13 protein-coding genes are annotated in these 15,798 nt (G+C 66.2%); 4 read left to right on the forward strand and 9 right to left on the reverse strand.

Annotation, left to right across the window (positions count from 1 at the left end; translation table 11 throughout):
* Nucleotides 1-36: 36 nt before the first annotated feature.
* Entirely contained in the window at nt 37-2,421 is a 2,385-nt protein-coding gene (locus tag VCS63_RS08370; RefSeq protein ID WP_104654016.1) for a DNA translocase FtsK, read from the forward strand.
* Nucleotides 2,421-3,044 carry an outer membrane lipoprotein chaperone LolA gene (gene lolA / locus VCS63_RS08375; RefSeq protein WP_323879287.1) on the forward strand — a complete coding sequence of 208 codons (624 nt, stop codon included), beginning with the start codon at nt 2,421-2,423 and terminating at the stop codon, nt 3,042-3,044. Before VCS63_RS08370 ends, lolA begins: the two co-directional genes overlap by 1 nt.
* Before the next feature lie 432 nt (nt 3,045-3,476).
* On the opposite strand, the gene VCS63_RS08380 is transcribed toward lolA, so the two are convergent.
* The 9 genes from VCS63_RS08380 to VCS63_RS08420 all read right to left on the reverse strand — a co-directional run bounded on the left by VCS63_RS08380 (nt 3,477) and on the right by VCS63_RS08420 (nt 13,385).
* On the reverse strand, nt 3,477-3,914 hold the full coding sequence (locus tag VCS63_RS08380; protein WP_042796617.1) for a RidA family protein: 438 nt from the start codon (nt 3,912-3,914) through the stop codon (nt 3,477-3,479).
* 49 nt (nt 3,915-3,963) lie between these two features.
* A complete protein-coding gene (locus VCS63_RS08385) occupies nt 3,964-5,418 on the reverse strand; it encodes a D-aminoacylase (RefSeq protein ID WP_323879289.1) in 1,455 nt (484 codons plus the stop codon).
* Nucleotides 5,419-5,431: 13 nt separating this feature from the next.
* Entirely contained in the window at nt 5,432-6,304 is an 873-nt protein-coding gene (locus VCS63_RS08390; RefSeq protein ID WP_063642159.1) for a MurR/RpiR family transcriptional regulator, read from the reverse strand.
* A gap of 36 nt (nt 6,305-6,340) precedes the next feature.
* Nucleotides 6,341-7,342 (reverse strand): ABC transporter ATP-binding protein, encoded by a 1,002-nt coding sequence (locus VCS63_RS08395; RefSeq protein WP_063960046.1) that lies wholly within the window; start codon nt 7,340-7,342, stop codon nt 6,341-6,343.
* Complete coding sequence (locus VCS63_RS08400) at nt 7,339-8,346, reverse strand: ABC transporter ATP-binding protein (protein ID WP_042796620.1); 1,008 nt, start codon at nt 8,344-8,346, stop codon at nt 7,339-7,341. Before VCS63_RS08400 ends, VCS63_RS08395 begins: the two co-directional genes overlap by 4 nt.
* A 2-nt stretch (nt 8,347-8,348) precedes the next feature.
* Nucleotides 8,349-9,218 (reverse strand): ABC transporter permease, encoded by an 870-nt coding sequence (locus tag VCS63_RS08405; protein ID WP_042796621.1) that lies wholly within the window; start codon nt 9,216-9,218, stop codon nt 8,349-8,351.
* A gap of 115 nt (nt 9,219-9,333) precedes the next feature.
* Complete coding sequence (locus VCS63_RS08410) at nt 9,334-10,275, reverse strand: ABC transporter permease (RefSeq protein WP_042796622.1); 942 nt, start codon at nt 10,273-10,275, stop codon at nt 9,334-9,336.
* 137 nt (nt 10,276-10,412) lie between these two features.
* Nucleotides 10,413-11,969, reverse strand: coding sequence for an ABC transporter substrate-binding protein (locus VCS63_RS08415; protein WP_063642158.1), 1,557 nt, complete (start codon nt 11,967-11,969; stop codon nt 10,413-10,415).
* Nucleotides 11,970-12,113: 144 nt separating this feature from the next.
* Nucleotides 12,114-13,385: an amino acid deaminase gene (locus VCS63_RS08420; protein WP_323879292.1), complete on the reverse strand. Its 1,272-nt coding sequence runs from the start codon at nt 13,383-13,385 to the stop codon at nt 12,114-12,116.
* A 153-nt stretch (nt 13,386-13,538) separates the two neighbouring features.
* Here VCS63_RS08420 and VCS63_RS08425 point away from each other — a divergent pair, with 153 nt between their 5' ends.
* Both VCS63_RS08425 and VCS63_RS08430 read left to right on the forward strand, forming a co-directional pair.
* Nucleotides 13,539-14,330: a deaminated glutathione amidase gene (locus VCS63_RS08425; RefSeq protein ID WP_082884705.1), complete on the forward strand. Its 792-nt coding sequence runs from the start codon at nt 13,539-13,541 to the stop codon at nt 14,328-14,330.
* An 87-nt stretch (nt 14,331-14,417) separates the two neighbouring features.
* Nucleotides 14,418-15,758 carry a replication-associated recombination protein A gene (locus tag VCS63_RS08430; protein ID WP_323879295.1) on the forward strand — a complete coding sequence of 447 codons (1,341 nt, stop codon included), beginning with the start codon at nt 14,418-14,420 and terminating at the stop codon, nt 15,756-15,758.
* Nucleotides 15,759-15,798: the final 40 nt, after the last annotated feature.

Below are 15,798 nucleotides of genomic sequence, written 5' to 3' on the forward strand. Positions count from 1 at the left end.
GTATCTTTAGGTTAACGCCCAATTATAATGAGCCGCATGCCGCGTATCTCGACTGCTTCTCCGCGCGCCTCGCGCAATACCCGTAACGGGCCCTCTCCCCTGCAGACGCGCCTATCCGCACTGCTGCGCGAAGCCCGCTGGATCCTCTTCGCCGCCCTGGCGGCCTGGCTGACGCTGGTGCTCGCCACGTGGAACCCGGCCGACCCGGGCTGGTCGCATTCCGTTCCTGCCGGGGCCATCCACAACCGCGGCGGGACTTTGGGCGCCTATCTGGCGGACATCCTCCTGTATCTGTTCGGTTTTTCCGCCTGGTGGTGGGTAGTACTGCTGTTGCACCGGGTGCGGGCCGGCTATCGGCGCCTTGCCAGTCATCTTAAAGTTACAAACAGTAAGCAACCGGAAGTGTTGCCCCGCGTCCACTGGGAAGAGGGCATTGGTTTCTTCCTGCTGCTGGTGGGTTCGCTGGGCATGGAAGCCCTGCGCCTGGCCAGCCGCGGCACGCACCTGCCTGGCGCCTCCGAGAACGCCAGCGGCGCCGGCGGGGTGATCGGCCAGACGCTGGCCGACCTGATCGGCCGCAGCATCGGTTTCACCGGCAGCACGCTGGCCTTCCTGGTGATGCTGGCCATCGGCCTGAGCCTGTTCTTTTCGTTCTCGTGGCTGTCCGTGGCCGAACGCGTCGGTTCGTGGCTGGAAGGTCTGGTGCGCCGCATCCGCAATTCCTATGCCGCGCGCGAAGATCGCAAGGTAGGCGAAGTCGCCAAGGCCGTTCGTACCGAACAGGTCGTGGCCAAGCAGGAAAAGCTGGTTCACGAACAACCGGTCCGGATCGAGCCCGCGATTACCGTGGTGCCCAAGTCCGAACGGGTCGAAAAGGAAAAGCAGCAGTCGCTATTCTTCGCCCCGTCCGGCGGCGCCGAAGGCGATCTGCCGGCGATCAGCCTGCTGGATCCGCCGCTGGCAAACCAGGAAACCGTGTCGGCCGAGACCATCGAATTCACGTCGCGCCTGATCGAAAAGAAGCTGGCCGACTTCGGTGTGTCGGTTACCGTGGTGGCGGCGCAGGCCGGCCCGGTCATCACGCGCTACGAAATCGAGCCCGCCACCGGTGTGAAGGGCAGCCAGATCGTCAACCTGGCCAAGGACCTGGCGCGCGCGCTGAGCCTGGTCAGCATCCGGGTGGTGGAAACCATCCCCGGCAAGAATCTGATGGGCCTGGAACTGCCCAACCCGCGCCGCCAGATGGTGCGCCTGTCCGAGATCCTGGGTTCGCAGACTTACCACGCCAGTCATTCCGTCGTGACCATGGCGCTGGGCAAGGACATCGCCGGCAATCCGGTGGTGGCCGATCTGGCCAAGATGCCCCACCTGCTGGTGGCGGGCACGACCGGTTCGGGCAAGTCGGTGGGGATCAACGCCATGATCCTGTCGCTGCTGTACAAGGCTGACGCGTCCCATACCCGGCTGATCCTGATCGACCCGAAGATGCTCGAAATGAGCGTCTACGAAGGCATTCCGCACCTGCTGGCACCGGTGGTCACCGACATGCGCCAGGCTTCCAACGCGCTGAACTGGTGCGTGGGCGAAATGGAAAAGCGCTACCGCCTGATGAGCAAGATGGGGGTGCGCAACCTGGCGGGCTACAACACCAAGATCCGCGACGCGATCAAGCGTGAAGAGCCCATCCCGAATCCGTTCTCGCTGACGCCCGACCAGCCCGAGCCCTTGTCGCCGCTGCCCACCATCGTGGTGGTCATCGACGAACTTGCCGACCTGATGATGGTGGTGGGCAAGAAGATCGAAGAACTGATCGCCCGCCTGGCGCAGAAGGCGCGCGCCGCCGGCATCCACCTCATCCTGGCCACGCAGCGTCCCAGCGTGGACGTCATCACGGGTCTGATCAAGGCCAACATCCCGACGCGTATTGCGTTCCAGGTGTCGTCCAAGATCGATTCGCGCACCATTCTTGACCAGATGGGCGCCGAAACCCTGCTGGGCCAGGGCGACATGCTGTACATGCCGCCGGGCACAGGCCTGCCGGTTCGCGTCCACGGCGCGTTCTGCAGCGACGACGAAGTGCACCGAGTGGTGGAAAGCCTCAAGGCGCAGGGCGAGCCCAATTACATCGAAGGCCTGCTGGAAGGCGGACTGGACGGCGATGGAGGCGAAGGCGCCAGCAGCGTGACCGGCATCGGCGGGGACGCCGAATCGGATCCGATGTACGACCAGGCTTGCGAAGTGGTGCTCAAGCATCGCCGCGCGTCCATCTCGCTGGTGCAGCGCCACCTGCGCATTGGTTACAACCGTGCGGCCCGGTTACTGGAGCAGATGGAGCAATCGGGTATGGTGTCGGCGATGCAGTCCAATGGCAACCGCGAGATCCTCGTTCCCGCGGCGGCCGCCGCCCGAGAGGAAGCTTGATGAAGACCCTACGCCGCCTGGCCGCCGTCGCGGCTCTGAGCCTGGCGCCGGCCATGGTGTTCGCCGCCAGCGCGCAGGAACAACTGCGAGCCTTCGTGGCCACGGTGACCTCGGCCACTGGCTCGTTTTCGCAGTACACGGTGAACAACCAGGGCGGCACGCAACCCGCCCAGACCGGCGTGTTTTCGTTTCAGCGTCCCGGCAAGTTCAAGTGGGCGGTGCAGAAGCCCTATGAACAACTGGTCGTGTCGGATGGCCGCCAGGTGTTTCAGTTCGACCCCGATCTGGCCCAGGTGACCGAACGCAAGGTCGATGCCGCCATCGGCACGTCGCCTGCGGCCATTCTGTTCGGCTCGGGTTCGCTGGAGCAGTCGTTCGACGTATCCGCCTTGCCGTCCAAGGACGGAATCGACTGGCTGCGCGCCAAGCCGCGCACCGCCGACGCGGGTTTTTCGCGCGTCGACATCGGCATGAAGGACAACCTGCCCGTTCGCGTGGAACTGCTGGACTCGTTCGGCCAGACCACCCGCGTGGATCTGTCCGGCATTGCCGCCAACCCGCAACTGCCCGCCAAGGAATTCCAGTTCGTCGCGCCCAAGGGCGTGGATGTGGTGAAGATGTAAAGACAAAGCCCGGCAACGCCGGGCTTTTTTTCGTAGGAATGGCGCACTTTCCCCGCCGGGCCGCCCCAAGGGGAAAGGGCCCCCTTCGGGGGGCAGCTAGCCCGCGTTAGCGGGCGTGGCGTGGGGGCGCACTTTCCCCGCCGGGCCGCCCCAAGGGGAAAGGGCCCCCTCGGGGGGCAGCTAGCCCGCGTTAGCGGGCGTGGCGTGGGGGCGCACTTTCCCCGCCGGGCCGCCCCAAGGGGAAAGGGCCCCCTCGGGGGGCAGCTAGCCCGCGTTAGCGGGCGTGGCGTGGGGGCGCACTTTCCCCGCCGGGCCGCCCCAAGGGGAAAGGGCCCCCTCGGGGGGCAGCTAGCCCGCGTTAGCGGGCGTGGCGTGGGGGCGCACTTTCCCCGCCGGGCCGCCCCAAGGGGAAAGGGCCCCCTCGGGGGGCAGCTAGCCCGCGTTAGCGGGCGCGGCGTGGGGGCGCTTATACGCGATACAGTCGACCTCGACCTTGGCGTCCACCACCAGCGAAGACTGCACGCAGGCCCGGGCCGGAGGATTCTCTCCGAAGTACTCCTTGAACACCTTGTTGAACGACGCGAAGTCGCGCGCATCGTCCAACCATACGCCGCAGCGCACCACGTGTTCTGGACCGTAGCCTGCTTCCTTCAGGATGGCCAGCACCTGCTGGATCGCTTTGTGGGACTGCGTCACGATGCCGCCTTCGACGACTTCGCCGTTTTCCATTGGCACCTGTCCGGATACGTGCAGCCAGCCGTCGGCCGCAACCGCGCGGGCAAAGGGCATGTGCGAGCCGCCTTGGCCCGTGCCGCCGGCGACGCCGTAGCGGGTGATGCCGTTGTCGTCGGCGGTGGGAGTCGTGCTCATGGTTCTCTCCTTGAATTGATGGCGGACGCGCAAGGCACCCGCCCGGCATTTACTGGAAGTTCTTGCGCAGGTCGCCGCTGCGCGGCAGCCAGCGGCCGGCGCGGTCGCCGGTGGCTGCGCCCTGGCGGTAGGACAGGGCGCCGTTGACCCATACCGCCTCGATGCCGGCGGCGGTCTGCACGGGGGCGGCGAAGGTGGCGCGGTCGATGACCGTAGCCGGATCGAACAGCACCAGGTCGGCGTGATAGCCCTCGCGCACCAGGCCGCGATCGGCCAGCCCGAAGCGGGCGGCGGACAGGCCCGTCATTTTGTGCACGGCTTCCGTCAGCGGGAACAGGCCCACGTCGCGGCTGTAGTGCCCCAGCACACGCGGAAACGCGCCCCACAGCCGGGGGTGCGGCATGGGATCGTTGGGCAGTCCGTCCGAACCCACCATGGTGAGCCGATGGGACAGCACCCGCCGCACGTCGTCTTCATGCATGTTGTGGTACACCGCGCCCGCGGGCTGCAGGCGCGCGGCCGCTTCAAGCAAGGTCACGCCCCAGTCGGCGGCGATGTCGGCCAGCTTGCGGCGAGCCTGCTCGGGATGCGGCACGGACCAGGTGATGTCGATGTCGAATTCGTCCGTGACCTGCTTCAGGTCCAGGGTCGATGAGCTGGCCGAATAGGGATAGCAATCGCAGCCCACGTGTTGCAGGCGGCCCGCGGTTTCCAGTGTGGACAGCACCTCTTTCGTGCGGCCCCAGTTGCCGGCGCCGGCGCATTTCAAGTGCGACACCACCACCGGCACGCGGGCGTGCCGGGCGATGTCGAAGGCTTCCTGCATGGCTTCCAGGATCGCGGCGAATTCCGAGCGCAGGTGAGTGGTGTAGAGCGCTCCGAATTCGTCCAGGGCCTCGGCCAGCAGCTTGACCTCTTCGGTGTCCGCGTCGAAGGCCGAGGCGTACGCCAGCCCGGTGCTCAGGCCGATGGCGCCATGGGCCAGCGCGTCGCGCAGCTGCTCGCGCATGGCCAGTACTTCCGCGCGCGTGGCGGGACGGTCCAGCCGGTCCATGTGATTGCTGCGCAAGGCAGTGTGGCCGACCAGCGCGGCTACGTTCACGGCGGGGCGAGCGGCCTCGATGGCGCGGGTGTAGTCGGCAAAGGTGGGATAGCTGAAGTCGGCACGGGCGCCCAGCAGGTTCATCGGATCCGGCGGCTCGCCGCGCAAGGCCACGGGCGAAGCGCTGATCCCGCAATTGCCTACCACCACGGTGGTTACGCCCTGGGACAGCTTGGGCAGCATGTCCGGCGTGCGGATGACGTTGGTGTCGTCGTGGGTATGGACGTCGATGAAGCCGGGGGCCAGGGCGAGCCGCGTGCCGTCGAAGCGTTGGCGGGCGGCCGCGCCGGGCAGGTCGCCGATGGCGGCGATGCGGCCGCCTTCCAGCGCGACGCTGGCGCGGTAGGCGGCCTCGCCGGTGCCGTCCACGACCAGCACATTGCCTATGAGGGTGTCGTACATCTTGTGTTCCAGTTCAATCGCCCAGCGGCAGGCGGTTCGGGCCGCCGCGGTGTTCGTCGAGCGCCAGCTTGATGCGGCGCAGGCGTTCCCGGTTTTCTTCTTGGTTCAGCATGGCCAGCTCGGTCGAAAGCAGGTCAATGGCCAGCATCATTGCGTAGCGCGATGCCGAAGGCTTGTAGATGAAGTCGGTTTCGTCGGTGCGGATGGGTAGCACCACGTCGGCGAGCTCGGCCAGCGCGGAGGTCGCATCGGTGATAGCGACGATGCGGGCCCGGTACTGCTTGACGATGCGTGCCGCACCCACGATTTCCGGCGTCAGGCCGGATGCCGACAGGATCAGCACGGCGTCGCGTTCGTCCAGGGTGGCCGCCACCATGCGCAGCAGCACCGCATCGCTGTAGACGGCAATGGGGTAGCCCAGGCGCACCAGGCGCGACTGCACTTCCTGCGCCAGCACGGCCGATGCGCCGCCCATGCCGAATACATAGATCATGCGCGCGCCGTCGACGATGCCGGCTGCGGCCTCGAACAGTTGTTCAGTGAAGTTGGGCAGATGCGCGCGCAACGTGCTTTCGATGTCGGCGTAGATGCGGGCGTAGAAGGTGCTTTCTTCGGGGGGCGCGCTGGGGTCCAGGAAGCGGCTGCCCACGGTGCTGGCCTGGGCCAGCTTCAGTTTCAGGTCGCGCGTGTCGTCGCAACCGACAGTGCGCGCAAAGCGCGAGATGGTGGCGATGCTGACGCCGGCCTTGGCCGCCAGCTGGTCGACGGTGGCGCTGGCGCCCCAGATGATGTCGTCAAGAATGGCGTCGGCGACTTTGCGCTCGGTGACGCTTAGCGAGTCCCGCCGACTGCGTATCTGGAAGACGATGTCGCGGATGATGTTCATGTGGGCTTCCTGGGTCTGGTCTGGACTGGGCGGCGATCAGGCGGCCAGCTCGGCGTCGCCGATGCGCGAACAAGCCACGTAATGGCCCGGGCCGACATTGGCGGCCTGCGCCTCGGTCGTCGCACAGCTTTCGATGGCGTATGGACAGCGGGTGCGGAACACACAACCGGAAGGCGGATTGACCGGGCTGGGGATATCGCCCTTGAGCAGGATACGCGAACGCGGGGCGCGCGGATCCGGCACCGGCGCGGCGGACAGCAGCGCGCGCGTATAGGGATGGCGGGGGCGGGCGTAGACTTCGCTGGTCGGGCCGCGCTCCATGACGCGGCCCAGGTACATCACCACGACCTCGTCGCACAGGTAGTCCACTACTGCCAGGTCATGGGCCACGAACAGCATGGTCAGCCCCAGGTCGCGTTGCAGGTCCTGCAGCAGGTTCAGCACCTGCGCCTGTACCGACACGTCCAGCGCGGACACGGGCTCGTCGGCCACGATGAAGTCGGGTTCCACCGCCAGCGCGCGGGCGATGCCGATGCGCTGGCGCTGGCCGCCGGAGAATTCGTGCGGGTAGCGCCGGCTGTGGTCGGCATTGAGGCCCACGCGTTCCAGCAGCTCGCCGATGCGGGCCATGCGGCGGTGTTGCGCCAGTTGATGGGTGTCCAGCGCTTCGCCCAGGATCTCGGCCACCGTCATGCGGGGGTTGAGACTGGCATAGGGATCCTGGAACACGATCTGCATGCGGCGGCGCCAGGGCAGCATCTGTTTTTCGGACAGCTTGGTGATGTCCTGCCCGTCGAACAAGATGCGTCCGGCAGTGGGGGCGAACAGGCGCAGCAGCGCGCGGCCGGTGGTGGTCTTGCCCGAGCCGGACTCGCCGACCAGGCCGACGATGGTGTTGCGCGGCACGTCGAAGCTGACGCCGTCCACCGCCTTCACCACCGGGGCGTTGCGCGCCTGGGATGTGGGGAAATGGACCTTCAGGTCCTGGATCCGCACCAGCGGCTCTTCAGCGCGGACGGGGATGGGGCTGTTCGTCATATCGAATTCACCTTGATGCAGCGCGCGCGGTGTTCGGTCTGCACCGGCACGAGTTCGGGCACGGCGGCGCGGCAATCGTCGGCGGCCAGCGGGCAGCGCGGCGCGAACGTACAGCCAGGCGGTAGCGACAGCACGCTGGGCACGTTGCCGGGGATGGCGCGCAGGCGTTCGCCGGACGCCAGCAGGGCGGCCGTGGGAATGCAGGACAGCAGACCACGCGTGTAGGGGTGAGTGGGTTTTTCGAACAGGTCGTAGACGCCCGCGTCCTCGACCACGCGGCCGGCATACATGACCGCCACGCGGTGCGCGATCTCGGCCACCACGCCCAGATTGTGCGTGATGAACAGGATGCTCATGTTCATCTCGGCCTGGAGCCGGCGCAGGAGGTCCAGGATCTGCGCCTGCACGGTCACGTCGAGCGCGGTGGTGGGCTCGTCGGCGATCAGCACTGCCGGGTTGCAGGCCAGTGCCAGCGCGATCATCACGCGTTGGCGCATCCCGCCCGACATCTGATGCGGATACTCATTGATGCGCCGGTCGGCCGCCGGGATCTCCACGCGCTCCAGCATTTCGCGGGCGCGCCGCATGGCGGCATCGTAGGAACCGCCCTCGTGCTGCAACACGGCCTCGGCGATCTGGTCGCCCACGGTGTATAGCGGGTTCAGGCTCGTCATGGGCTCCTGGAAGATCATGGCGATTTCGGCGCCGCGGATCTTGCGCAGGGTGGCGGGCGTGGCATGAGCCAGATCGTGCTGAACGCCCTGGCGGTCGCGGAACAGGATCTTGCCGGCCTCAATGCGGCCCGCCGGCTTGGGCAGCAGGCCCATGATGGACAGGCTGGTTACGGACTTGCCGGAGCCGGATTCGCCGACGATGGCCAGCGTTTCGCCGCGGGCCAGGTCGAAGGTCACGCCATCCACGGACTTGGCGATGCCGTCGCGGCTGTGGAACCAGGTCTTGAGTCCTTCCACGGAAAGCACGACGTCTCGGGTGCTTGCGGTCATGATTACAGCTCCTTGCGCAGGCGCGGATCGAGGACGTCGCGCAGGCCGTCGCCGACCAATTGCAGCGACAGCACGGACAGCACGATGGCGATGCCGGGGAAGATCATGATCCAGTCGGCCGAGCCCATGTATTGCTGGCCGGCGTTGATCATGGTGCCCCAGGTAGGGATGTCAGGCGAAACGCCCACTCCCAGGAAGGACAGGCCGGCTTCGGCCAGGATCGCGTAGGCGAAGATGAAGGTGCCTTGCACCAGGATGGGCGACACCAGGTTGCGCAGCACGTGCACGGTGACGATGCGCCAGGTGGGCACGCCGAGCGCGCGGGCCGCTTCGACGAAGGGCAGTTCGCGAATCACCAGCGTCGAGGCGCGCACGATGCGCGCCAGGCGCGGCGTATAGACGATGCCCAGCGCGATCACCACGTTGATGAGCGAGGGACCCAGCGCGGCCACCAGCGAGATCGCCAGCAGGATGTCGGGGAAGGCCATCATGGCGTCGATCAGGCGCGAAACGACCTTGTCCGCCGAGCGGAAGAAGCCCGCAATCAAGCCCAACGCAATGCCCAGCACGCTGGAGACGATCACGACGGAGAAGCCCACCATCAGCGACAGGCGGCCGCCGTAGATGACGCGACTGAACACGTCGCGCCCGAAGTCGTCGGTGCCGAACCAATGCGCGGCGCCCGGCCCCTTCAGCCGGTTCATGATGGACAGCTTGAACGGATCGTAGGGGCTGATCCAAGGCGCCAGCAGCGCGGCCAGGACCAGCACGACGATCACGATCAGGCTGATCAGCACGGTCTTGCGCGACACCAGCAGGCGCAGCACCTGCCAGCGGTCGGTTCCGGAATTCACAGTAGTCCCGGTTGTCATTTCAAATGCTCCACTTGCGATGCGTCGGGGCCGCGCGGAGCCGGCTTCGCCGGGCCGCAGGCGGCGCCCCCTTGAGGGGGAAGCGCCGCAGGCGCTTCGGGGGTGGGATTCATCATCAGTAGCGGACCCGGGGATCGACCAGCAGGTACAGCAGATCGATGATGAGATTGATCAGGACGTAGATGGCCGCGATGATCAGCAGCGCGCCCTGGATGACGGGGTAGTCGCGGCGCAATACCGCCGACACCACCAGGCTGCCTACGCCCGGCAGGCCGAACACGGTTTCAGTCACCACCGCGCCGCTGATGAGCAGCGCCGTGGTCAGGCCCAGCACGGTCAAGATCGGGATCAGCGCATTGCGCACGGCATGCTTCAGGATCACCTTGCTTTCCGGCAGGCCCTTGGCGCGCGCAGTGCGCACGTAGTCGTCGCGCAGCACGTCCAGCATGCTGGCACGGATGAAGCGGGTGATCAGCGCCGAGTTCACCAGGCCCAGCACCACGGCGGGCAGGATCAGGTGCGACAGGCGGGTCATGAGCGAGGCATCGGGCCCGCCGTAACCGGCCACGGGCAGCCATCCCAGCTTTACCGAGAATAATTGCATCAGTAGCAGCCCGAGCCAGAAGCTGGGCACGCTGGAGGTAAACATCGAGAAAGACAGCACCGACTGGTCCAGCGTGGTGCCGCGCTTGACCGCCGACAATATGCCCACCGGTAGCGCGATGGCGCTGGCGATCATGAGCGACATGAGCGTCAGCAGGATCGTGGGCTCGGCGCGGTCGGCCAGAGCCGACAACACCGGCTTGTTCATGAAGATGGATTGGCCCAGATCGCCTTGGGCCAGCTTGCCCAGCCACGACAGGTATTGCACCGCCAGAGGCTGATCCAGCCCCAGTTGGGTGCGCAGCGCGGCGATGTCCTGCTGGCTGGCTTGCGGACCCAGCATCACGGCCGCCGGGTCGCCGGGCGTGACGCGGATGATCACGAACACGATGGTCGCGACGATGAACATCACGGCCACCAGCCCGACCAGCCGGTTTAAGAGATAACGCAACACGATGGATGTCCTAAGAAAGCGTCGTATCGTGGGGAGGGTGCGGCGCGCTCGATGACGAGCGCGCTTGCAGGCATGCGCCGATGGGTTGCGCGGCAGGCCGTTGGGTTCCGGCTACGCCTGCCGCGTGACACCCTGTCTTACTTGGACTTCCAGGCGTTCCAGAAGTAGGGCCACGGCACGGCTTTGGTGCCTTGCAGCGACGGCGAGCGGGCGGCCTGGGCGTTGAAGTCACCGACCTTGATAAAGGGCACTTCGTCGTACACGGCCTGCTGGACGTCAGCCCAGCGCTTGACGCGTTCTTCCTGGCTGCGGGCCTGGTTGAAGGCATCCAGTGTCTGGTTGCGGCGCGGCGTGTCCCACCAGCCCGGCGCGTCCTTGGACGGGAAGTCGATCAGCGCGGGTTCGGGCAGGAACGGGCTGTGCGTGATGAAGATATCCCACAAGGCCGGGTCCTGGCGGCGCTGCGTCAGCGTGGCCCAGTCCACCACCTGCATGTCCACGGTAAAGCCGGCGGCCTTCAGGTACTCCGCGGCCACCAGCGCCATCTTGTAGTGGAACTCGTATTGCTGGCTGGTCAGGATGCGGATCTTGCGGTCCTGCACATTGGCGCCGTCCACCATTTTCTTCGCGCCGGCGGCATCGCCCTTGTTGTAGACCTTGCCGCCCAGCGACGTGGCCCAGGGATAGCCCTCGGGATACAGGTCGCCATTGAGCTTGTAGAAGTTCTTGTCGCCGAACGCGGCGTACAGCATGTCCTCTTCGTTGAGGGCCAGCTGCACGGCCTGGCGTACCGCCAGATTGGACATGATGCCTTGCTTGGTGTTGAGCACCAGGCGCGGCCAGCCGAAGGGCTTGAGCATCACGGGATCGGAACGGCCGTTCTTGAGCTTGGGCAGCGATTCCACCGGCAAGGAATCGACATAGTCGAACTGGCCGGCCACCGCGCTTTCGACGCGGGTGTTGGCGTTGCTGACCGGCACGAAACGGATTTCATCCAGGTACTGCTTGCGCGCGCCGCCGAAGCCGTCGGGCTCGCCTTCGCGCTGCTTGTAGCCTTCGAAGCGGACCAGCTGGATGTACTGGTCGGGCACGCGCGCCTTCAGTTGGTACGGACCTGTGCCGACGAATTCGGTCAGGGCCGGAGCAATCTTGCCCTTGGGCATGATGACCGCAGCGCTGTTGTTCATGGCCAGCAGGGCAGTCAAGGGCGCATAGGGCTGCTTGAGCGTGATCCGGACGGTGTTGGCATCCGGCGCTTCCATGCCCGTAATGATCTTGGCGGCCATCTTGCCGCGCGTGGCGGTTTCGGTCCAGCGCTTGAGCGAGGCGAGCACGTCCGACGAATCCATCTTGGAACCGTCGTGGAAGGTGATGCCCTGGCGTAGCGGGATGGTGTAGGTCAGGCCGTCCGGCGAAACGTCCGGCAGCTTGTCGGCCAGCAACGGGGTCAGGTTCCACTTGTCGTCGAAGGTGTACAGCGTTTCGAAGAAGTGCTGGGTCAGGATGCCGACCAGGTCGGCCGTGCTGGTCATGGGATCCAGCGTGGGCGGCTCGCCTATGGTGGCGACCGAGATCGTGCCTCCCTTGACCGGCGTGGCACAGAGGGCGGGGGTCGACAATGCGGTCAAGCCAATTGCGCCGGCCAGCAGCAGGCTATTGAGCCCACCGCCTCGCCGGGAGGTACGGAAGTTCATGATTCTCTCTCCAGAGGGTCAAAAACGGGTTTTGCTTGTAGTAATAAGAGTTGTTGCGCCGGAGTCCCGCGATGCTTCCTGCCTCCGCGTGCCGGCGCGGCGCGGCGGGCAAGGTCGTTCAGAAAACGGATCGGATGTCAGAGGTCAGAAGAAGGTCTCGGCCACATCGGTGACGCGGTACTGCTCGTCCACCAGCAGCACCTGGCGCCACTTGTCGAAAGTCAGGCAGGGGTGGGAAATGTCGAAGGCGATCATGTCGCCGACCTGGATATCGTCGCCTTCGCCGATCTGCATGAAGGCATGCTGGTCCATCATCGCGCTCAGCTTCCAGTGGGCGGGAGCCTTGCCGGGTGCGGTATCGCGTCCGGGGCGGAACAAGGCGGCGGGCGTCGGCAGGCCGGCGTCGAAGGCCGCGTCGCGCTTGCCCATTGCCACGATGGCGCGGCCCGGTTCGGGCAACGATTGCACGTAGGCCCAGACCTGCAGGGCGGGCTGCAGGCCGGGTTCCATCTGCCGGGCGACGGGATTGTGGGCGTTGATGCGTTCGGCGGCGGATCGGTAGATGCCGACATCATGCGACAGGTAGCACCCGGGGCGCAGCACGATTTCGAGCGGCGCGCCAATGTCGAGTTGCGAGAATTCCTCGGCGACCACGTCGAACCAGGCCGAGCCCGCGCCCGAGATCAGCGCGGGGCCGTGCTTGCGCAGGCGGCCGGCGGCTGCCAGGCCGCGCAGGGCGTCGGTGGCGCGGCGCAGGAAGGCGCGGATCGCGCTTTCTTCCTGCAGCACGCCTTCGTAGACTTCAATGCCAGCCAGCGCCAGGCCGGGCCATTTGCCGATCTCTTCGACCAGCGCCTGCAATTGGGCGTCGTCGCGCACGCCGGTGCGGCCGCCCTGCGGGCCCAATTCGATCAGCACCGGCAGGATCAGGCCTTGTTCGCCGAAGTAGGCACCCAGCTGCGCCGCGTTGGCGGGGGAGTCCACGATGCAGAAGAAGGTGAAGGCCGGATCGCGCAGCAGGCGCGCGATGATGGCCATGTTGGCCCGGCCCACCAACTGGTTGGCCATCAGGACCCGGCGGATGCCGTGCTCATACGCTGCCTGTACCTGTGGCGCGGTCGCCAGCGTGATGCCCCAGGCGCCACCCTCGATCTGGCGCCGGAACAGCGCCGGGCTCATCGTGGTCTTGCCGTGCGGGGCCAGCTTGACGCGGTACGCCTCCATGAAGCGCTGCATCCATTGCAGATTGTGGCGTACGCGGGCCTCGTACAGCACGGCCACGGGCAGGCTCACGTCCTCATTGAGCAGGTTCCAGTTCAGCGCGGCCACGCCGGCGGTGGTACAGGATTCCGGAAAGGCGCCCAGGCCTTTGCCGTTCACGTCCAGGGCGGCTGCGGGGAAAAAGGGGTTCGTCATGGGAGCGCCTGCTATGGAAAATATTTACGTCAAATCTGATTTTTTTCATTATCGTGAAAGAAATTTACATGCGGGAGCTAGGAGTTTCCCGTAGTCGGCGCTGGCCGGCGGTTGGCGCGACAATAGGAAAAACCTCCGACACAAGGAAGCGCCATGCTGAAAGTTGCTTTGGGCCAGTTCGCCGTCAGCCGGGTCTGGGAAGAAAACGCCCAGGTCTGCATAGACCTGATGGAGCGCGCCCGAGCGGGCGGCGCCGGCCTGCTGGTTTTGCCCGAGGGCATTCTGGCCCGCGATATCACCGATCCGCAGATTGTCCTGAAGGCGGCGCAGCCGCTGGACGGCCCTTTCATGAGCCGCCTGCTGGAAGCCAGCCGCGGTTCGCAGCTGGCGACGATGATGTGCGTGCACGTGCCGACCGGGGAAGGGCGGGTCTGGAATACGCTGGTCACGCTGCGCGACGGCCAGATCCTGTCGCAGTACCGCAAGCTGCACCTGTACGACGCCTTCAACATGAAGGAATCCACCAACGTCACGCCCGGCACCGACATTCCGCCCTTGCTGGACATCGGCGGCCTGCGCGTCGGCCTGATGACCTGCTATGACGTGCGCTTTCCCGAGTTGGCGCGGCGTCTGGCGCTGGACGGCGCGGATCTGCTGGTGCTGCCGGCCGCCTGGGTGCGCGGCCCGTTGAAGGAAATGCACTGGGAAGTGCTGGTCACGGCGCGCGCGCTGGAAAATACCTGCTACGTGGCGGCCACGGGCGAATGCGGTGAACGCAACATCGGTTGCAGCATGGTGGTGGACCCGTTGGGCGTGGTGACGGCGCGCGCGGGCGAGGCCCCGGCGCTGGTGTTCGCCGATATCGACCCCGAACGGCTGGCCCATGCCCGCAAGGTGCTGCCGGTGCTGGCGAACCGGCGCTTCGCGCCGCCGGGGCTGGCCTAGGTTGCCGGGCTCCGCAGGGCGGGGCGGGCGCGCGGCATGGTGTAATGCTGACTTGATTTACTTGCTGTCTCCCCTCATCTGCTGCCAATGAGCAACGATCTCTTCGCGGCCGATCCTGCGCATCGGCCTTATGTGCCCCTGGCCGAGCGGCTGCGCCCGCGCACGCTGTCCGACGTGGTCGGGCAGTCGCACCTGCTCGGGCCGGACAAACCCCTGCGCGTCGCTTTCGATTCGGGGCGTCCGCATTCCATGATCTTCTGGGGGCCGCCCGGCGTGGGCAAGACCACGTTGGCGCGCCTGATGGCCGATGGCTTCGATGCCCAGTTCATCGCCATCTCGGCGGTGCTGGGCGGGGTCAAGGACATCCGTGACGCGGTCACGGTGGCCCAGGTGGCACAAGGCCAGGGACGGCGCACCATCCTCTTCGTCGACGAAGTGCACCGCTTCAACAAGGCGCAGCAGGACGCATTCCTGCCCTATGTGGAAAGCGGGCTGTTCACCTTTATCGGCGCCACCACCGAAAACCCCTCGTTCGAAGTCAATTCGGCATTGTTGTCGCGGGCGCGCGTGTATGTGCTGCAATCGCTCACCACCGAAGAGCTGCAACAGTTGGTCGATCGGGCCGAACAGGCGCTGAACGACGGGCTGGACGAGGGCGAGCGCATCCGCATCGAGCCTGATGCGCGCGAACAGCTCGCGGCCTGGGCCGACGGCGACGCGCGCCGGCTGATCAGCGCGGTCGAAGTGGTGGCCGAGTCGGCACAGGCGGCGGGCCGGGACACGGTGGACGCGGTCTGGCTGGAAATTTCGCTGTCGCAGAACCTGCGCCGCTTCGACAAGGGCGGCGACGCGTTCTATGACCAGATCAGCGCGCTGCATAAATCGGTGCGGGGCTCCAACCCCGACGCTGCGCTGTACTGGTTCTGCCGCATGATCGACGGCGGAGCCGATCCCAAATACCTGTCGCGGCGGCTGGTTCGCATGGCGGTGGAAGACATCGGCCTGGCCGATCCCCGCGCGACGGACCTGGCCGTGAACGGCGCCGACATCTACGAGCGCCTGGGTTCGCCGGAAGGCGAGCTGGCTCTCGCGCAGGCGGTGGTCTACATGGCGTGTGCGGCCAAGTCGAACGCCGTCTACAACGCCTACAACCAGGCGCGCAAGTTCGCGGCCGAGCACGGCAGCGCGCCGGTGCCGATCCACCTGCGCAATGCGCCCACCAAATTGATGAAACAGCTGGGCCACGGAAAGGCATATCGCTACGCGCACGACGAGCCTCACGGCTATGCCGCCGCCGAGCAATATTTCCCCGATGGGCTCAATCCCTCCTTCTATCGGCCGACCGATCGCGGCCTGGAGGCTAAAATCCAGCAAAAGCTGGCATTCCTGCGCGAGCTGGACGCTCAGGAACGCGCCAAAAAACGGTAACGGGCCACGCCCGTTGCTTCACGCAACCTCACCGATATCA

It is taken from the genome of Achromobacter sp. D10 (assembly GCF_035282245.1).
Taxonomy (GTDB): Bacteria; Pseudomonadota; Gammaproteobacteria; order Burkholderiales; family Burkholderiaceae_B; genus Achromobacter; species Achromobacter insolitus.

Coding starts and splice junctions, on each gene's coding strand:
- lolA (WP_323879287.1), top strand. CDS start 2,421: ATGAAGACCCTACGCCGCCTGGCCGCCGTCGCGGCTCTGAGCCTGGCG.
- VCS63_RS08395 (WP_063960046.1), bottom strand. CDS start 7,342: ATGACGAACAGCCCCATCCCCGTCCGCGCTGAAGAGCCGCTGGTGCGG.
- VCS63_RS08400 (WP_042796620.1), bottom strand. CDS start 8,346: ATGACCGCAAGCACCCGAGACGTCGTGCTTTCCGTGGAAGGACTCAAG.
- VCS63_RS08370 (WP_104654016.1), top strand. CDS start 37: ATGCCGCGTATCTCGACTGCTTCTCCGCGCGCCTCGCGCAATACCCGT.
- VCS63_RS08420 (WP_323879292.1), bottom strand. CDS start 13,385: ATGACGAACCCCTTTTTCCCCGCAGCCGCCCTGGACGTGAACGGCAAA.
- VCS63_RS08385 (WP_323879289.1), bottom strand. CDS start 5,418: ATGTACGACACCCTCATAGGCAATGTGCTGGTCGTGGACGGCACCGGC.
- VCS63_RS08405 (WP_042796621.1), bottom strand. CDS start 9,218: ATGACAACCGGGACTACTGTGAATTCCGGAACCGACCGCTGGCAGGTG.
- VCS63_RS08425 (WP_082884705.1), top strand. CDS start 13,539: ATGCTGAAAGTTGCTTTGGGCCAGTTCGCCGTCAGCCGGGTCTGGGAA.
- VCS63_RS08380 (WP_042796617.1), bottom strand. CDS start 3,914: ATGAGCACGACTCCCACCGCCGACGACAACGGCATCACCCGCTACGGC.
- VCS63_RS08415 (WP_063642158.1), bottom strand. CDS start 11,969: ATGAACTTCCGTACCTCCCGGCGAGGCGGTGGGCTCAATAGCCTGCTG.
- VCS63_RS08430 (WP_323879295.1), top strand. CDS start 14,418: ATGAGCAACGATCTCTTCGCGGCCGATCCTGCGCATCGGCCTTATGTG.
- VCS63_RS08390 (WP_063642159.1), bottom strand. CDS start 6,304: ATGAACATCATCCGCGACATCGTCTTCCAGATACGCAGTCGGCGGGAC.